This window comes from Prauserella sp. PE36, assembly GCF_003311655.1.
In the GTDB taxonomy this organism is placed as follows: domain Bacteria; phylum Actinomycetota; class Actinomycetes; order Mycobacteriales; family Pseudonocardiaceae; genus Prauserella_A; species Prauserella_A endophytica.
This window is the reverse complement of the sequence record NZ_QEQT01000084.1, coordinates 1-17384: the sequence shown is the minus strand read 5'-3', so window position 1 is coordinate 17384 and position 17384 is coordinate 1. Positions and strand designations below refer to the sequence as shown.

The following is a 17384-nucleotide window of genomic DNA, read 5'->3' as shown; positions in this document are numbered from 1 at the left end:
CTCATCATCTTTTCAGCCGCTCAGATGTTAGACGTGGCGGCTGTCGAAAACCACCACTAGCGTGAACCGCATGATCGGGTTACCCAGCACGATCACGGCGTGCCTCTTCGACCTGGACGGCGTGCTGACCAGCACCGCGGTCCTGCATCGGCAGGCATGGAAGCAGACCTTCGACGACTTCCTGAAACGGCGGAACGCGACCGACTTCACACCGTTCACCGAACGTGACTACGCGTCCTACGTGGACGGCAGGCCCCGGCTCGACGGCGTCCGGACCTTCCTCGCGTCCCGGGGGATCGTGCTGCCGGAAGGCGGCCCCGGGGATCCGCCGGACGCCGAGACCGTGCACGCCGTGGGGAACCGGAAGAACGAGCTGGTCCTGCGCATCATCGAAGAGCAGGGTGTGCGGCCCTACCCCGGCTCGGTCCGCTACCTCGAGGCCGCCGAGCGGGCGGGGCTCGCGATCGGGGTGGTCACGTCGTCGGCCAACGCCGTGAGCGTGCTCGCCGCCGCCGGGCTCGACCGCTTCGTGCGCAGCCGCATCGACGGTGTCGTGATCACCAGGGACCGGCTGCGCGGCAAGCCGGCGCCCGACTCGTTCCTCGCCGGAGCCAGGGAGCTCGGCACCGAGCCGGAGCGGGCCGCCGTGTTCGAGGACGCGCTCGCCGGGGTGGAGGCAGGCAGGGCGGGCGGCTTCGGCTACGTCGTGGGGGTGAACAGGGCCGATCAGGCCGACGCGCTGCGGGAGCGCGGCGCCGACGTCGTGGTGGACGATCTGTCCGAACTGCTGGGGGTTTCCGCGTGACCGACGCCGAACGTGGGTACGAGTGCTCGCCGTGGGAGCTGCGGTGGCGGGGGCTCGCCGTGGACCAGCTGCAGCGCACGGAGTCCACTTTCGCCCTGTCCAATGGGCACATCGGCATGCGCGGCACGCTCGAGGAGGCGGAGCCGCGCGCCCTGCCCGGCACCTATCTCAACGGGTTCTACGAGGAGCACGGCCTGCCGTACGCCGAGGGCGGCTACGGCTATCCCGAGGCGGGCCAGACCGTCGTGAACGTCACCGACGGCAAGATCATCCGCCTGCTGGTGGAGGACGAGCCGCTCGACATGCGCTACGGCCACGCGACCGCCCACCACCGCGTGCTCGACTTCCGGTCGGGAACCCTGCGCAGGGAGACGGACTGGACGTCGCCCACCGGGCGGCGGGTGCGGGTGCGCACCGAACGGCTCGTGTCGTTCACCCAGCGCGCGGTGGCCGCCATCCGGTACGAGGTCGAGCCGCTCGACGACGAGGTGCAGCTCGTGGCCCAGTCCGACCTGATCGCCAACGAGCCGATCGAGCCGGACACCGGCGATCCGAGGGTCGCGGCCGCGCTGGAGGCGCCGCTGCAGGTGGAGTACATGAAGGCCGAGGACTACCGCGCCGTGCTCGTGCACCGGACGAAACGCTCGGGCCTGCGCATGGCCGCGGCCATGGACCACCAGCTGGAGACCAACGACGGGCTGCGCACCGACATCAACGTCGAGGACGACCTCGCCCGGCTGACGATCGCGGTCGACGTCCCATTGGGACAGAAGCTGTGCCTGACGAAGTTCCTCGCCTACGGCTGGTCGGCACAACGCTCGATCCCCGCGCTGCGCGCGCAGGTCGACGCCGCGCTGGCGGGAGCGCTGCAGACCGGCTGGGAGGGACTGCTCGCCGAGCAGCGCGAGTTCCTGGACCAGTTCTGGACCACCGCCGACGTCGAGCTCGACGGCGACGCCGAGCTGCAGCAGGCGATCCGCTTCGCACTCTTCCACGTGCTGCAGGCCGGGGCCCGCGGTGAGAGCCGCGCGATTCCCGGCAAAGGCCTCACCGGTCCCGGCTACGACGGGCACGCCTTCTGGGACACGGAGAGCTTCGTGCTGCCCGTGCTCACCTACACGCTGCCCGACGCGGCCCGCGACGCGCTGCGCTGGCGACACTCCACACTGGACAAAGCGAAGGACAGGGCAGCGCAGCTCGGGCTGCGGGGCGCCGCGTTCCCCTGGCGCTCCATCAACGGCGCCGAATGCTCCGCGTACTGGCCCGCGGGCACGGCGGCCTTCCACGTCAACGCCGACATCGCCGACGCCGTCGCCCGCTACCTCGCGGCGACCGGCGACACCGAGTTCGAACGGCAGCACGGCACCGAGCTGCTGCTGGAGACCGCGCGGCTGTGGATGTCGCTCGGGCACCACGATCCGCACGGCGGTTTCCGCATCGACGGCGTCACCGGGCCAGACGAGTACTCCGCCGTGGCCGACAACAACGTCTACACGAACCTGATGGCGCAGCGGAACATGCGCGAGGCGGCCGACTCGTGCGAGCGTCATCCGGACATCGCCGAGTACTTCGGCGTCGACGAGGCCGAGATCGCGCGCTGGCGCGACGCGGTGAAGAAGATGCTCGTGCCATACGACGAGCTGCTGTCGGTGCACCCGCAGTCGGAGCGGTTCACCGAGCACGCGCGCTGGGACTTCGCGGCCACGCCCGCCGACAACTACCCGCTGCTGCTCAACTATCCGTACTTCGACCTGTACCGCAAGCAGGTGGTGAAACAGGCCGACCTCGTGCTCGCCATGCACCTGCGCGGCGACGCGTTCTCCGCCGAGCAGAAGCGGCGCAACTTCGCCTACTACGAGGGACTGACGGTGCGCGACTCGTCGCTGTCGGCGGGCACGCAGGCCGTGCTGGCCGCGGAGTGCGGGCACCTCGACCTCGCCTACGACTACCTCGCGGAGGCGGCGCTCACCGATCTGCACGACCTGCACAACAACGTCCGCAACGGGTTGCACATGGCGTCGCTCGCCGGGGCCTGGCTCGCGACCGTCGCCGGGTTCGGCGGGATGCGCGACCACGGCGGGCAGCTGAGCTTCCGGCCGCGCCTACCGTCCGCTGTGGACCGGATCGCGTTCCGGATGAACTTCCGCGGCTCGCAGTTCGCCGTGGAGATCGAGCAGGACAAGACGCGCTACCGCCTGGTGCACGGCGAGCCGCTGACGATCATGCACTACGACACACCCGTCACGGTCACCGAGCAGACGACGCCGCTGCCGGTGCCCGCGCTGGAGCCCGCCGAGCGGCCGAGCCAGCCGGAGGGCAGGGCCCCCGCGCGCCGGGGCGACGGCCTTCCCCGCGCGGGCGACACCATCCAGCCCTGGTACGCGCGCGCTCTCCGCTGAATCCCTCGCCCAGTCCCGTGGTTCCAACTGCAGTGAAGGCCACCATCACTGCGTTCAGCGCAGTGATGGTGGCCTTCACTGCAGGAGCGCGCGTGCCGGGCTCAGTCCGGGGGTTCTGTGGTGCCCGCGTCAGGGGTGACGTCGTCGTCGGGGCGGACCTCGTCCTTGTTGGGCGGTTCCGGCACGTCCTCGGTGCCGTGGTCGAAGTCGTGATGGGGCGGAGCCGGGACGTCCGGCGACAGCGGCCGCTCCGGTTCCCTGGGGTTCACCTGGTCGTTCCGCATACCTCGATCTCTACTCTCCTCCGCGCCGCTTGTCATTCCGGCTGGCACCTGGGGCACCACACCGTGCCCCTGCCGTCGACGCGGCCGTGGCGCAGCGTCGTGCCGCAGCGCGGGCAGCTGCCGGACGGCTCGTCCCTGCGCCCCGTGAGCCACGACGGCCTCGGCGGCACGCGGCCCGCCTTGACCGACTGCCGCAGCACGGTGCCCATGCGCGCGTGCAGGCGCGCGACGTCGGCACTCGACAGGTCCGTCGTCGAGCGTCGCGGGTGCAGCCGGGCGCGCCACAGGATCTCGTCGGCGAGCAGGTTGCCAAGGCCGGCGAGCACGGACTGGTCGGTGAGCGCGGGCTTGAGGCGGCGGCGCAGGCCGCCGAGCAGCTCGCCCAGCTCGGCCTTGGAGACGCTCAGCGCGTCGGGGCCGAGCCCGGCCAGCATCGCCTCGCGGTCGGACTCGTCGCGGGCGAGCCGCAGGCCGGTGAGCTTGCGCATGTCGCGGTAGCGCAGCTCGCCCGAGGAGAACGTGAAGACCACCCGGTCGTGCCGGTGCCTCGGCTCGCCGTCGCCCGCCCATTCGAGCGAGCCCGTCATGCCGAAGTGCAGCAGCACGGCCTGCCCGGTTCCGCTCACCTCGGTGACGAGCCACTTGCCGTGGCGCACCGGGTCGCCGAGCCGGTGTCCCCGCACGGCGTCGCGGAACGTCGCCGCCCCGACGCCTTTCAGCGCACCGGTGTCGAGCACCGCGACGTCGCGGACGGGCCTGCCCGCGGCATGCCCGGCGAACACGCGCCTGAAGCCTTCCACGTCGGGCAGTTCCGGCATCGCCTCACGCCACCGATCGGCACGGCCCCCGCCGCTCCGGCCGGTCGAGCAGGGTCAGCAGCAGCCCCTGCGTCGTCGACCAGGGGCAGACGACGAGCGACCCGCCCAGCACGGTCAGCAGCGCCTCCGCGACCACGGCCCCGCCCAGCGCCTGGTGGGCGCGCGAGCGCGAGATGCCGGGGAGGTCGGCCCTGCGGGACGCCGGCATCACGGCGAGCCGGGGAATCCACGTGCGCAGGTCGTCGACGTGCAGTTCCGGCGAGGAGGAGTCCCGGCCGGGCCGCGCGCCCGCGAGGCGGGCCAGCTGCCGCAGCACCTTCGAGCAGCCGACCGTGCGATAGCCACGTAGCGTCGGCTCGGCTTCGGCCAGCACGTCGCAGCGCGAAGCCGCGCAGTGCGGCGATGCGTTCCTTCGGCGGCACGTCGGTCTTCAGCCAGTTCCGCGTGGTCTCACGGGCGCCGAGCCGAAGTGACCGGGCGAACGACGCGTGCTCGCCCTCCCCCGCGGCGAGCTCCACCGTGCCACCGCCGATGTCGAGCACGGCCAGCGGTCCCGCCGCCGCGCCGAACCAGCGGCGCGCCGCGAGGTAGGAGAGCTCGGCCTCGCGCTGGCCGGAGAGGAACCGCAGCTCGGTGCCGGTCTCCCGGCGAACCCGCTCCACCACCTCGGCCGCGTTGGCCGCGTCCCGGATCGACGACGTGGCCAGCGGGAACACGGAGTCGACACCACGGCGGGCCGCTAGCTCACGGGCCTTGCCGACAGCGGCGACGATCGAGGCGACGCCCTCGGGGCCGATGCGTCCCTCGCGGTCGAGCGCGCGGTCGAGGCGCAACCGCGTCTTGTGGCTGAACACGGGGTCGAGCAGCGACCCACCCCGCTCGACCACCAGGAGCCTCGCACTGAAGCACCCGACGTCGAGCACACCCACCGCTGTCGCCGTTCTCACCCTCGACCTCCATGTCCGCCACCGAATCGGACATTCCCACTAACTGAGGCGGATAACGACTGTATAACCCGAATGAGTGACATTTAACCGTGTGACGGTCTTGTCCGTAACGACACATACCGGTAACCGCGATCAGCAGGCATCGACGCACTGACGGGGGAACACCGTGCGTGCAGGGTGGGAAACTCCTGGTAGAGGGGGCGGCCATGGGCCGAACGCGGGCCGTGGGCCGAGGGGGCGGCGGATTCCGGTGGATGTGACCGTCAACACTCGGGGGGACGGCGCCGGCAGACTCGGCGCGGTTGCCGCCGCCGTGGTCGTGACACTGGCCGCCGTGCTGACCACGGTGACGCTGGTGCGCGCTCAGCCCGGCGACGCGCTCGACCACACCACCCCACTCGGTCCCGGCGCACTGACCGACACGGGCAGGGTGCTGACCGGTCCGGTGCCCGACGCACACGACCCGCTGCCCGCCTCGGCGCCCGAGTCTCTGCACGTGCCCACGATCGGCCTCCGCACCGAGTCGCTCGCGGAGCTCGGCCGCACCCCGACCGGCGTGGTCGAGGTGCCCGGCAACGCCGCGACCGTGGGCTGGCTGGCCGAGACCGGCAGCCCTGGTGAACGCGGCGCCGCCGTGCTCACCGGCTACGTCGACTTCGCCTACGAGCGCGGCGCGTTCTTCCCGCTGGACGACGTTCGGCCCGGAGCCGAGGTGACCGTCGGCAGGGCCGACGGCAGCACCGCCGTCTTCACCGTCTACCGCGTGCAAACACTGCCGAGGGGCGCGGCGCTCGCCCAGGCCACCGCCCACAGCGAGCACCCCGACCTGCGGCTGCTCAGCGTCTCGGGTGAGTTCGACTCGGCCGGAGCCGAGCCCAATGCCGTCGTGGTGTTCGCCAGGCTCACCGGAGCCGGGCGCTAGTCCAGTCGGCTACGACGTCCGCGAGCACCGACATCGGCAGCGCGCCGCTGCCCAGTACGAGGTCGTGGAACGCCTTGACGTCGAAGCGGTCGCCGAGCACCCGCTCCGCCTCGCCGCGCAGCCGCTGGATCTCCAGCCTGCCCACCATGTACGACAGCGCCTGCCCCGGGTACGCGATGTAGCGGTCGACCTCGGCGACGATCTCCGTCTCGGTCATGGGGGTGTGCTCCAGCAGGAAGTCGATCGCCTGCTGCCTCGTCCAGCCCTTCGCGTGCAGACCGGTGTCGACCACGAGCCTGCCCGCGCGCGTGGAGTCCAGGCTGAGCATCCCGAGCAGCGACACGTCGTCGGAGTACAGCCCCATCTCCTGGGCGAGCCGCTCCGAGTACAGCCCCCAGCCCTCGGCGTAGGCGTTGAAGTCGCCGAGCCTGCGCAGCAGCGGCAGGTCGGTGAGCCCGAGCGCGATGCTGAGCTGGAAGTGGTGGCCGGGCACGGCCTCGTGGAAGGCGGTCACCTCGGCGGTGTGCCTCAGTCGCTCGGTGACCTGGTAGGTGTTGGCGAAGTAGGTGCCCTGCCGGGACCCGTCCGCCGAAGGCATCAGGTAGTAGGCGGCGACCGTGCCGGGCGCCTCCGCGGGCGGCACGGGCTCGACGGCGCACGACTGCTCCGGGATCCGGCCGAACCACTGCGGCGCGACCGCCTCGGCACGGGTGATGGCGGCGCGGGCGGTGTCGAGCAGCTCGTCGGCGTCCTTCCAGCGCAGCGCGGGATCGGTGCGCAGCCGCCGGAAGATCTCCGGCACGTCGCTCGTGCCGAACACCCGGCCGCCGATTTCGGCGTACTCCCGCGCGAGCCGCTCGATGAGGCCGAGCCCGGTGGCGTGCAGGTCGTCGGGGCCGCGGTCGGTCGTGGTGTGGACGCGGGCCAGTGCGGCGTACAGCGCGTCGCCGTCCGGCAGATGGCACACGCCGGGGCGCTCGTCGGGCCGCCCGTGGCGAAGGATCTCGCGTTCGAGCACGTCGCGGTACGCGGCGAACGCCGGGCGCACCGTTTCCCGCAGCAACGCGGCCCTGCGCTCGGCGAAGTTCTCGTCCGGCGGCTCCTGTCGCAGCAGCGGGTCGGCGCCGGGCTCGGCGAGGTAGCGGTCGACGTGCTCGATGGAGGCCCGCACGAGCCGCGCCACGGGCACACGCCCGCTCGCGACTCCGGCACGGTGCCGCTGCGCCACCTGTTCCAGGTAGGCCGGGATCGCGGCGAGGCGGTCGAGGTGTGCCGCGCCCTGCGCGCTGTCGGCGACCGGCACCATCGGCAGGATCGTCAGCAGCATCGACGCCGGCGCCACGAACATCGGGCTGATGGTGAACTCCACGAGCCGGGCGTCGATCTGCTCGACCCGCGCCCTCGCCGAGGCGAGCAGCACGTCGCGCGTGATCCGGTCCTGCGGCACCAGGTCCGCGGTGTCGATCGCCTCGGCGCGCCCGATGACCTCCAGCAGTGCCCGCCGGTGCCGCTGCTCCGCCTCTTCGCTGAGCTCTTCCAGCCCCGCCCTCGGCGGCTCGAAGCCGAGCATCGCGGGCCACAGGGGGTCCGCGTCGAAGAGCAGGTCCACGTACTCGTCCGCGAGCGAGGCGACAGCGGTCATGGCCGCAGCATACTGACGCCGGGACCGCCGACTACGCTTCTCGGCGTGGCTGTGACCGACCCTCTCGACGCCCGCCTGCTCGCCGCGCTCGCCGAGCTGGGCAAGGCGGCGGTGCACGAGGTCGCGGCCAAGGTCGGCATGGATCCGCGCGACGTCGCCTACCGGCTCGTGAACCTCTCCGCGAGCGGCCTCCCCCTGCTCGTCGGTGTCGAGAGCGATCCGAACGGGCTGCGGGCCGCGCTCGCGGGCGCGTGGGGCGGGCCTCAGCAGCCGCCCCCGCCGCCCCTGCCGCCACAGCCGCCACAGCCGCAGGGCGGGCCCGGCGGCCCGCAGGGCGCCCAGGGCGTGCCGAGCGGGGCCTATCCGGTGCAGGGCGTCCCGAGCGGCGCGTACCCCGTCCACGGCGCTCCCAGCGGCGCCTACCCCGTGCGGGGCGCGCCGAGCGGCGCGTATCCCGTGCAGGGCACCCCGTCCGGCCGGTACCAGCCCCCGCCCCCGCCCCCGCAGCAGCGGCCGCCCCAGCCACCGCCACCACCGGACCCGGTGATGAGCACGTGGGGACCGCCGCAGAGCGCCCTGTGGGCACGCGGCGACCAGCCCCCTTCGGCCGCGCAGCCTCCCGCTACGCCGAAGACGGGGCGCGCCGGCGACGTGCTGGAGACGCAGGGCCTTGAGGGCGAGCAGCTCGCGGTACAGCTACTGGAGGTGCAGGACCCGGCCGACTATCTCTTCGGCGCCGCGGGCTACCGGCTCGACGAGGGCGAGCGCGCCGTGGTGGTGCACACCGAGATCACCAACCGGGGCCGCGTCCCGTTCGCGTCGCTGCCCGACAACTACCTGGAGCTGATCACCAGCGACGGCGCCGCCATCGCCAAGGCCCCCGTGTCGCTGACCTCCCGGCCGCCGCACAAGATCGGCGTGCAGCCCGGGGAGACCACGGGCGGGCACACGGTGTACGTGCTGCCGGAAGCCACGCGGATCGCGTCGGTGCGCTGGAGCCCGAGGCCGGAGCCCGACGAGCGCTCGCTGCTCTGGTCGATCGACGACTGAGCGGAGCTACGACTCGGCGCGCAGCACGTCGAGCGCCGACGCGAGGTCCGAGGGGTACTCGCTGGTGAACTCCACGTGGCGGCCGTCGGCGGGGTGGGCGAACCCAAGCGTGCGGGCGTGCAGCCACTGCCGGGAGAGGCTCAGCTTGCGCGCGAGCACCGGGTCGGCCCCGTAGGTCAGGTCGCCGACGCAGGGGTGCCGCAGCGCCGAGAAGTGCACGCGGATCTGGTGGGTCCGGCCGGTCTCCAGCTTCACGTCCACGAGCGACGCGGCGCGGAAGGCCTCGATCACCTCGTAATGCGTCACCGAGGGCCGCCCGCCCGCGACGACGGCGAACTTGTAGTCGTGGCGGGGATGCCGGTCGATCGGGGCGTCGATCGTGCCGCGCGTCGGGTCGGGATGGCCCTGCACGAGCGCGTGGTAGCCCTTGTCCACGGTGCGCTCCTTGAACGCACGCTTGAGCACCGTGTAGGCGTGCTCACTCTTCGCGACCACCATCACGCCGGTGGTGCCCGCGTCGAGCCGGTGCACCACGCCCTGCCGCTCGGCGGCGCCGGAGGTGGAAATCCGCAGGCCCATCGCGGCGAGCCCAGCGACCACTGTGGGCCCGGTCCAGCCGGGACTGGGGTGCACGGCCACGCCGACGGGCTTGTCGACCACCACGATGTCGTCGTCGTCGTGGAGCACCTTCAGCCCCTCGACCGGCTCGGCGATCACCTCCAGCGGCGCATCCGGCTCGGGCAGGGTCACCTCGAGCAGGCCGCCCGCGGTGAGGCGGTCGGACTTGCCCGCGGGCTTGCCGTCGAGCAGCACCTCGCCGGACGCGGCCAGCTCGGCGACCACGGTGCGCGACAGGCCCAGCAGCTTCGCGAGACCGGCGTCGACCCGCATGCCGTCGAGCCCTTCGGGCACCGGCAGCATCCGCGCGCTCACGCCTTGTCCTCCCCGGCTTTCCCGGCCTCTTCGGCCCTCTCTGTCCTCTTGGTCTTGGTGCTGGTGCCGTCGTAGTCCTTGCCGAGCAGCGAGAGCAAGACGATCACCACGGCGCCGATGCTGATGGCGGAGTCGGCGGCGTTGAAGACGGGGAAGAAGTCGCCGTTGGGCTGGAACGCGGAGATGAAGTCGACGACGTGGCCGTGCAGCGGGCCGGGGGCGCGGAAGATGCGGTCGGTCAGATTGCCGAGCGCGCCGGCGAGGATGAGGCCGAGCCCCACCGCCCAGCCCGCGGAGCGCAGGCGCCGCGAGAACCAGATGATCGCGCCGACCACGAGCATGGCGACGATCGCGAGGATCCAGGTGCCGCCGAAGTCCATGCCGAACGCCGCGTACGGGTTGCGGACGAGCTGCAAGTACACCGCCCCGCCGAGGATGCGGATGGGCTCCTCGCCCTCGAGCGTCGCCGTGACGATGATCTTGGTGACCAGGTCGACGGCGTACGCGAGCCCCGCGACCACGGCCAGCAGCCAGATCCGGCGCTTCGGAGGCGCGGCGGCGGGCGGCTCCGCTTCGCCGGTGGTCTGCTCGGGTTCCTGCTCGGTGCTCACCGCTCCATTGTCCACGGCTACGCCGAGGGCCTCGCACGCAGCACCAGCGCCACCATCGCGCCGAGCAGCGACACCGCCGCCGGAACCACCAGCGCGGCCGGGTCGGCGGCCGACCCCGCGCCCCCGGTCAGCAGGAACAGCGCCGCCACCCCGCCGAGCAGCACGCTGCGGTGCAGCCACGCCAGCAGGAACAGCGCAGCGCTCAGGACGATCACGGCGGCGGCCTCGTCGGCCGAAGGCAGCACGACCGCGCCGACCGCGACTCCCAGCAGCACGACGGCCAGCACGCCCGTGACCCGGCGCCACGTGCCCCTCAGGAAGTAGGCCCCGGCCAGGGAGACCAGGCCGAGCAGCGCCAGCGGCAGGCTCAGCGCCGCGGCTGACGCGCCGTCGGTGAGGACCTTCGGAACGTGCGTCAGTCCGAGGTAGGCGCCCTCGACGGCGAGCGCGCCCCCGGCCGCGACGGCCACGATCCGCGTCGTGGGCCACGGCGTGCCCGCCTTCCGGGCACGTGCCGCGTACCAAGCGACCGTCGCCAGGAACAGCCCGGCGATCGCCACGTGCACCTGCCAGCCATCGGTGCTCCATCGGGCGACGTGGAACCCGGCCTCGACGTCGGCGGGCTCCGCGTAGCTGACGCTCGCCAGGTACCGCCGTTCGTTCCCGGGCTGGTAGGCGAACCAGCCGAAGCCGGCGGCCGGCCGCACGGTGATCGCACCCAGCAACCCGAACCCCAGTAGCGCCAGCGGAAACCAGTAGTCGTACCTCTCCGCACGCACGGCGGTCAGTCTCCCAGCTCGCCCTTCCACTTCGCGAGCGGGCCCGCGCGGTCCACGGCCCTGATCCGGCGTTCCGCCGCGGACCTGGCGGCCTGCGTGGTGACCACCAGCAACTGGTCCAGTTCCTGCAGGCGCGTGGTGTCGGCGGGGGTGAACCCCTTGCCCTGCCGCACCACCAGGCTCACGCCGGAGCCGCTCGGCAACCGCAGCTCCGCGAGGTACACGCCGTGCAACCGCGAGCCACGCTGGATGCGGACCTGCAGCAGCACCGCGCCGAGCTCGTCGAGCGGGGCCGCGTCGACCTGGACCTCCTCCGGTTCGGAGTCCCTGGTGAGCCCCAGCCACCTCGCCAGCGGGCCGAGCAGCGCGGCCTGCAACAGCGTGAAGACGATCACGAGCACGAACACCGCGTCGAGCAGCCGTTCGGCGCCGGGCAGCCCCTCGGCGAGCGGGATGGTGGCGAGCACGATGGGCACGGCTCCGCGCAGACCAGCCCACGACAGGAACGCCTGTTCTCGCCATGGCACGCGGAACGGCGCCGCCGACAGCACCACCGAGACCGGCCGGGCGAGCAGCAGCACGACTGCCCCGGCGACGAGACCCGGCACCACGCTGTCCACCAGCCGCTCCGGGGAGGCGAACAACCCGAGCAGCACGAACAGTCCGATCTGCGCGATCCAGCCGAGCCCCTCGGCGAAGGAAAGCGTGTCGGCGCGGTGCGGGAGCCGGGAGTTGCCGAGCACCACGCCGGCCACGTAGGTGGCCAGCAACCCCGAAGCTTGCCCGAACTGGGCCGACGAGTAGGCCACCACGCACACGGCGACCGTGGCGAGCGGGTAGAGGCCGGTGGCGGGCAGGGCGGCCTTGCGCAGGGCCACCGCCCCCACCCAGCCCAGCAGGAACCCGATGAGAGCGCCCGCCAGAAGCTGGTACAGCACCAGCAGCGGCAGGCTCCAGGTCAGGGTCGCCCCCGTCGCGAACAGCACCACCGCGATGTAGGCGGGCGCGTCGTTGAGTCCGGACTCCAGCTCGAGGGTTCCGGTGATCCTCCTGCCGATCCCGGACGAGCGCAGCACCGAGAACACCGCCGCCGCGTCGGTCGAGGACAGCACGGCGCCCCACAGCAGAGCCGTCCGCCAGTCGAGGCCGAGCAGGAGGTGCAGCGCCGAGCCGGTGACGAGGATGGTCACCAGAACGGACACTGTGGACAGTGCGATGCCGGGGCCGAGCGAGGGCCGCACGGTGGACCAGCGGGTGGTGAGCCCGCCCTCGGTGAGGATCATCACGAGCGCGGCGAGGCCGAGGCTCTGGGTCAGCTGCGGGTTGTCGAACTCGACCCCGAATCCGGCCTCGCCGATCAGGACGCCGATCCCGAGGTAGATCAGCAGCGAGGGCAGGCCGAGCCGGATCGAGAAGCGGACGGCGAGCACCGAGGCGAGCAGGACGATCGCGCCCGATCCGAGGATGACCGGAAGATCGCCCATGTCACCTCCCGTTCAGCCCGGTCGTGGAGTTTGTGGGTCCTCCACAATAGATCCACGCAGGGCGGCCAGCCGCCGCGCGGTGTCCGGCGGGGCGTCTTCGAGCTTCATCAGCTTGTCGCGGGAGCGTTGTCCCCGCGAGACAACGAGATCGCGGGCGCGCACGGACAGCGCATTCGCGACCACGCGGCACACCGCCTCGTTGGCCTTGCCGTCCACGGCGGGTGCGCGCACCGACACGACGAGTGCCTCGCCGAGCGTGCCGTCCCACCGGCCCCCGACGGCGTCGCGCTTGGCTCCCGGTTTCACGCGGACGGCGAACGTCACGGCAGGCATGGGCCCCACCGTATCGGGTTCAGTCCGGCAGCCCGCTCAGGAACGTCCCCGCCGCACGCACCGAAGGCTCGGCGGTCCCCGCATGCTCGACCAGCACCGCGAACGCGACGTCGCCCCGGTACCCGGCGAACCAGCCGTGGGCCCTGGCCGGGCCGGCGAGCTGGGCGGTGCCGGTCTTGCCGCGGACGTCGCCGAGCCCGGCGAGCGCGGTCGCGGTGCCGCCGGTGACCGCCTCGCGCATCATCCCGCGCACGTCGGCCAGCACCCCCGCGGGTGGTGGTTCGTACCCCGAGACGACCGTGGTGTCGAGGTCGCGCCACAGCCGCGGCGTGACGGCCTGCCCGCTCGCGACGGTCGCCGCCATGAGCGCGAGACCGAACGGGCTCGCCTGCACCCGGCCCTGCCCGATGCCGTCCTCGAGCCGCTGCACCGGGTCGGCCGCCGGGCCGACCCGACCGGCCTCGGTGGTGAGGCCGGGGATCTCGAAATCGGCGTTGAGGCCGAGGCTGGTGGCCGCGTCCGCGAGCGCCTCCGGCGGCAGGTCGGCGGCGAGCCGGGCGAAGGTGGTGTTGCAGGAGTGGGCGAACGCCGTGCGCAGCGGCACCGCACCGAGGTCGAACTCCCCGTCGTTGGGGATGGTCCTGGTGCCGATGCGGTCGCGGCCGGGACAGGGCAGCACCGTCTCCGCGCCCGCCGCGCCGCTGCCGAGCACGGCCGTGGCGGTGGCGATCTTGAACGTCGAGCCGGGCGCGGAGAGACCGGTCAGTGCGGTCGGCGCGTCCCCCGCGGACGCGTTCTGCGCGACCGCGAGGATCGCGCCGGTGGACGGCCGGATCGCCACGAGCGACGCGGGCGCGTCCACCTCGTCGACCGCCGTCTGCGCGGCCCGCTGCGTCGCGCCGCTGAGCGTCGAGACGAGCGGGCCCGCCTCGGCGCCCGCCGGCGCGTGCACGGTGCTCACCTCGGCGCCCCGGGCATCGACGATCACCACGGACCACGCTGCGGCAAGGCGCTCGGCCGCGAGCCGCGACATCGAGGGCAGCAGGATTCGCGCACCCGCCTTCTCCGCCGGTTCGAGGCCGCCCGCGCGCCGGTCGAGCAGCGGCCGCCCGTCACGGTCGACCACGCCCGGGGCCCCGTCCCCGGTCCGCAGCTCCAGCGCTTGCCCGTCCCTCAGCCGGGGGTGGACGAGGGCGGGCGTCCAGTCCACGCGACGGCCTTCACCCGTCCGCACGACGTGCACGCGGTTGTCATAGGCCCACGTGCGGCCCGCGCCGAGGGTCCACGTGACGCGGAAGTCACGGAAACTCTCGTCGCCCTTCGGCGGCACGGCCCTCGTCTCGACACCGGTGACGCCGAGCCGCGCGGTGGCGCGGGACAGCGTCGCCTCGGCAGCGGCGGGGTCGTCGGTCAGCGCCGCGGCCGCCGCGACGTCTCCGGCGGCGAAGGCGTCGAGGAAGTCCAGCGCGACCTCGCCGGCATCGGCGTCGTCCCGCGGTCCCTGCGCGGTGCCCTGGCTTGGCTCGCCGTACAGCACGAGCACTCCCGCCGTGACGATCGCGACCACAGCCGCCGCCGCACCGCCCAGCACCCAGCGTCTCTGCCGAGCCTCCACGCGGCTCCCCCAGTCTGTTCAGTTCTCAGTGTTCACCTGGAACTCTAGCCGCGGTGGCTAGCGCCGAGCCGACGAGCACGAGCCGCAGCGCGCGCTCGGTGGCGTCGGCGACCAGGTCCTCCGCGTGCTCGATGGCCTCCGCGAGGGGAACCGGCGCGGCGAGGATGCCCGCGTAGGCGTCGATCCCGGCGTCGTGCGTGGTGCGGGCTCCGCGGCCGATCGTGCCTGCCAGCGCGATCACGGGCTTGCCGAACAGCTTGGCGCGCCTGGCGACCTCGGCGGGCACCTTGCCGCGCGGGGTCTGGAAGTCGATCGCCCCCTCGGCGGTGATCACGAGGTCGGCCTCGGCGAGCCGGTCGTCAAGGCCGGTGTGGTCGAGCAGCACGTCGAACCGGGAGTGCAGCTGCGCGCCGAGCGCCCCGGCCAGCCCGGCGCCGAGGCCGCCGGACGCGCCGCCACCGGGCACGAGCCGCAGATCGGTCCCGCAGCGGTGTTCGATGAGCTTCGCCCACCGCGTCATGGCCGCCTCGAGCACCGCGACCTGCTCGGCGCTCGCTCCCTTCTGTGGCCCGAAGACGCTGGCGACGCCGGAGGGGCCGGTGAGGAGGTTGTGCGGGTTGCAGGCCACGAGCACGTCCGTTCCCGCGAGCCTCTGGTCCAGAGTGGACAGATCCAGTTCCACGGCTCCGGCGAGCGCGTACCCGCCGGGCGCCACCTCCTCACCCGAGGGACCGAGCACGCGGGCGCCGAGCGCCGTGAGCGCCCCGGCTCCGCCGTCGCACGTGCCCGAATCGCCGCAGCCGACCACGATCCGGCGGCAGCCCTCGTCGAGGGCCGCGCGGATCAGCTCGCCGACGCCGCGCGTTGTCGTCAGGCCGGGGTCGCGCGCGCCGCGCGGCACGAGCCGCAGCCCCGCGGCGGCGGCCATCTCGACGAACGCCGTCCTGGGCCCGTCGCCACCGAGCACGGCGAAATGCGCTGCGACCGGGTCGCCGACAGGACCCGTGACGGTGACCGGCACGAGCCTGCCCTCGGTCGCGGCGGCGAGGGTGCGCGCGGAACCCTCACCGCCGTCGACCAGCGGCACGGTGTCGATGACGGCGCCGGGCACCACGCGGCGCAGCCCGGCGGCGATCGCCCCAGCCACGACCTCGGCGGTGAGCGACTCCTTGAACCCACTCGGCGCGACGACGAAACGCAACGGCGTGATGGCGGTCATCTTCTTTTCTCCCTTGGGTTTGTCAGCGCAACGGCAGGCCGAGCACGGGCCAGACGGCCAGTGCGAAAGCGAGGACGAGCAGGATCGTGAGCGGGCCGAGCACGGCGGAGAGCCGGAGCAGGTCGGTGCGCCGGTACGTCGGTGCGCCCTCCACCGAGGCGAACAGCGCGACGGGTTTGGCCGACGAGGGCAGCGTGTGGCAGAAGCCGGCCGCCGCGGTGGAGGCGAACGCGACGGCCGCCGGGTCGAGTCCCGCCGCCGTCGCGAGCGGGATCAGCAGCGGCACCAGCACCGACGAGCGGGCCGAGCGCGACTGCAGCACGAGGTGTGCCGCGGCGCTGAGGCCGACCACGACGGCGAGAAAGGTCAGCTCGTCGCCGGTGCCTCCGGGCAGCGCGCCGCCGAGCCATGCGGCCGCGCCCGACGACGTGAGGGCGACCCCGAGCACCGCCGTGGTGACCATGAACAGCAGCAGCGCCCACGGCACGGAGGCGAGCGCGGCCCCGAACTCGGCGGTGCCGAGCTTCGGTGTGGTGATCAGCGCGGCGCCGACGAGGGCGACCAACGCGGGCGAGGCGCCGTGCAGGGCTTCCGTGCACCACGCCGTCACCACGAGTACCAGCACCCCGAGCGCGCGGCGCTGCCGCGGCGTGAGCGGACCGGTCACGGTGGTCCCGGCGAGGCGGGCGACGTGCGCCGGGTCGAGGAGGAGCAGCTGTCGCCGGTCGGCGCGGCGGGTCATCAGCAGGAGCACGACCTCGGCGGCGAGGTGGGAGCTCAGCACGGCGAAAGGGAACCCGAGCAGCAGCCAGTGCGCGTAGCCGATGCCGGAGCCGGTCGCGTCGGCGAGCAGCTGGCTGGTGATCACGTGGGCGCCGGCGCCGGTCAGCGTGGCGACGGCCGAGAGCAGGACGACGGTGGGGAACAGCAGCGCGAGCGCGCGGACGACCCTTTCGCGGCCGGCGAGCGTCGTCGCCAGGGCGAGGAACACGGGCAGTGCGAGCGCCGCACGTCCCGACGTGGCCGGGATGGCGAGCGCGGTCAGTACCAGTGCGGCGGTGACGCGGTGGGCGAGGCCGCGAACGGTGCGGGCGCGCCCGCACACCGCGAGCGCGACGCGCGTGGGCAACCCGGTGGCGGTGAGCCCGGCGGCGAGCACGAACGCCGCGATGAGGAGCCAGATCGCCTCGCCGCCGAGCGCGGTGAAGAGGTCCCCTTCAGTGAGAACGCCCGCGCCGACGAGCACGAGCACAGCCGAGAGCCCGACGAACGTGTCGTCGAGCCGGGTGACCATCCACAGGAGAACGGCGACGCCGAACACTCCGAGGGTGACCCAGCCGTGCACGGAAAGTCCAGCCATGGAAACCAGAATCCGTCGCAGCGCTGAACCAAGGGTGAAACCCACATGAGGCGATCTTCATGCGCCGCGGGTCGTACGGTCCCAGGCGCGAGTCCCCCGCTCGGGCCCGCGAGTCCCCCGCTCGGGCCCGCGAGTCCCCCGCTCCGGACCGCGAGTCCCCCACTCCCGACCGCGAGTCCCCCG

The 17384-nt window shown here is 73.1% G+C and carries 15 protein-coding genes and 1 pseudogene; 4 read left to right on the top strand and 12 right to left on the bottom strand.

From position 1 onward, the window contains the following. Positions 1 to 70 precede the first annotated feature (70 nt). Both DI005_RS23815 and DI005_RS23810 read left to right on the top strand, forming a co-directional pair. A complete protein-coding gene (locus tag DI005_RS23815) occupies positions 71 to 805 on the top strand; it encodes a beta-phosphoglucomutase family hydrolase (protein ID WP_113643624.1) in 735 nt (244 codons plus the stop codon). Next, the gene (locus DI005_RS23810; RefSeq protein ID WP_113643600.1) at positions 802 to 3204 is read left to right on the top strand and encodes a glycoside hydrolase family 65 protein; all 2403 of its coding nucleotides are present in this window, start codon (positions 802 to 804) and stop codon (positions 3202 to 3204) included. The genes DI005_RS23815 and DI005_RS23810 overlap by 4 nt, the downstream gene beginning before the upstream one ends. Before the next feature lie 101 nt (positions 3205 to 3305). Here DI005_RS23810 and DI005_RS23805 read toward each other — a convergent pair whose 3' ends face one another. The 3 genes and pseudogenes from DI005_RS23805 to DI005_RS23795 all read right to left on the bottom strand — a co-directional run bounded on the left by DI005_RS23805 (position 3306) and on the right by DI005_RS23795 (position 5235). Continuing rightward, positions 3306 to 3488 carry a hypothetical protein gene (locus DI005_RS23805; protein ID WP_112272464.1) on the bottom strand — a complete coding sequence of 61 codons (183 nt, stop codon included), beginning with the start codon at positions 3486 to 3488 and terminating at the stop codon, positions 3306 to 3308. A gap of 32 nt (positions 3489 to 3520) precedes the next feature. Then, entirely contained in the window at positions 3521 to 4306 is a 786-nt protein-coding gene (locus DI005_RS23800) for an Fpg/Nei family DNA glycosylase (protein WP_112272466.1), read from the bottom strand. 4 nt (positions 4307 to 4310) lie between these two features. After that, a pseudogene (locus DI005_RS23795) lies at positions 4311 to 5235 on the bottom strand (Ppx/GppA phosphatase family protein). Between the two features lie 274 nt (positions 5236 to 5509). On the opposite strand from DI005_RS23795, the gene DI005_RS23790 reads away from it, so the two are divergent. Next, positions 5510 to 6175 carry a sortase domain-bontaining protein gene (locus tag DI005_RS23790; RefSeq protein ID WP_158559895.1) on the top strand — a complete coding sequence of 222 codons (666 nt, stop codon included), beginning with the start codon at positions 5510 to 5512 and terminating at the stop codon, positions 6173 to 6175. On the opposite strand, the gene DI005_RS23785 is transcribed toward DI005_RS23790, so the two are convergent. After that, a complete protein-coding gene (locus DI005_RS23785) occupies positions 6156 to 7817 on the bottom strand; it encodes a DUF885 family protein (RefSeq protein ID WP_113643598.1) in 1662 nt (553 codons plus the stop codon). The genes DI005_RS23790 and DI005_RS23785 overlap by 20 nt on opposite strands. 45 nt (positions 7818 to 7862) lie before the next feature. On the opposite strand from DI005_RS23785, the gene DI005_RS23780 reads away from it, so the two are divergent. Continuing rightward, positions 7863 to 8867, top strand: coding sequence for an AsnC family protein (locus DI005_RS23780; protein WP_113643597.1), 1005 nt, complete (start codon positions 7863 to 7865; stop codon positions 8865 to 8867). 6 nt (positions 8868 to 8873) lie between these two features. Here DI005_RS23780 and DI005_RS23775 read toward each other — a convergent pair whose 3' ends face one another. The 8 genes from DI005_RS23775 to DI005_RS23740 are packed head-to-tail and all read right to left on the bottom strand — an operon-like array spanning position 8874 to position 17201. Then, complete coding sequence (locus DI005_RS23775; RefSeq protein ID WP_112272475.1) at positions 8874 to 9800, bottom strand: RluA family pseudouridine synthase; 927 nt, start codon at positions 9798 to 9800, stop codon at positions 8874 to 8876. After that, positions 9797 to 10411, bottom strand: a complete 615-nt coding sequence (lspA, locus tag DI005_RS23770; protein ID WP_113643596.1) for a signal peptidase II — start codon at positions 10409 to 10411, stop codon at positions 9797 to 9799. Before lspA ends, DI005_RS23775 begins: the two co-directional genes overlap by 4 nt. Before the next feature lie 17 nt (positions 10412 to 10428). After that, positions 10429 to 11190, bottom strand: a complete 762-nt coding sequence (locus tag DI005_RS23765) for a hypothetical protein (RefSeq protein ID WP_113643595.1) — start codon at positions 11188 to 11190, stop codon at positions 10429 to 10431. Positions 11191 to 11195: 5 nt separating this feature from the next. Next, positions 11196 to 12674, bottom strand: a complete 1479-nt coding sequence (locus DI005_RS23760) for a potassium/proton antiporter (protein WP_112272481.1) — start codon at positions 12672 to 12674, stop codon at positions 11196 to 11198. A 12-nt stretch (positions 12675 to 12686) separates the two neighbouring features. After that, complete coding sequence (locus DI005_RS23755) at positions 12687 to 12998, bottom strand: DUF167 domain-containing protein (protein WP_113643623.1); 312 nt, start codon at positions 12996 to 12998, stop codon at positions 12687 to 12689. Between the two features lie 28 nt (positions 12999 to 13026). After that, complete coding sequence (locus DI005_RS23750) at positions 13027 to 14622, bottom strand: penicillin-binding transpeptidase domain-containing protein (protein WP_233520293.1); 1596 nt, start codon at positions 14620 to 14622, stop codon at positions 13027 to 13029. Positions 14623 to 14647: 25 nt separating this feature from the next. Further along, positions 14648 to 15841, bottom strand: a complete 1194-nt coding sequence (locus DI005_RS23745; protein WP_113643593.1) for a glycerate kinase — start codon at positions 15839 to 15841, stop codon at positions 14648 to 14650. Positions 15842 to 15863: 22 nt separating this feature from the next. After that, positions 15864 to 17201, bottom strand: coding sequence for an SLC13 family permease (locus DI005_RS23740; protein ID WP_113643592.1), 1338 nt, complete (start codon positions 17199 to 17201; stop codon positions 15864 to 15866). Positions 17202 to 17384 lie beyond the last annotated feature (183 nt).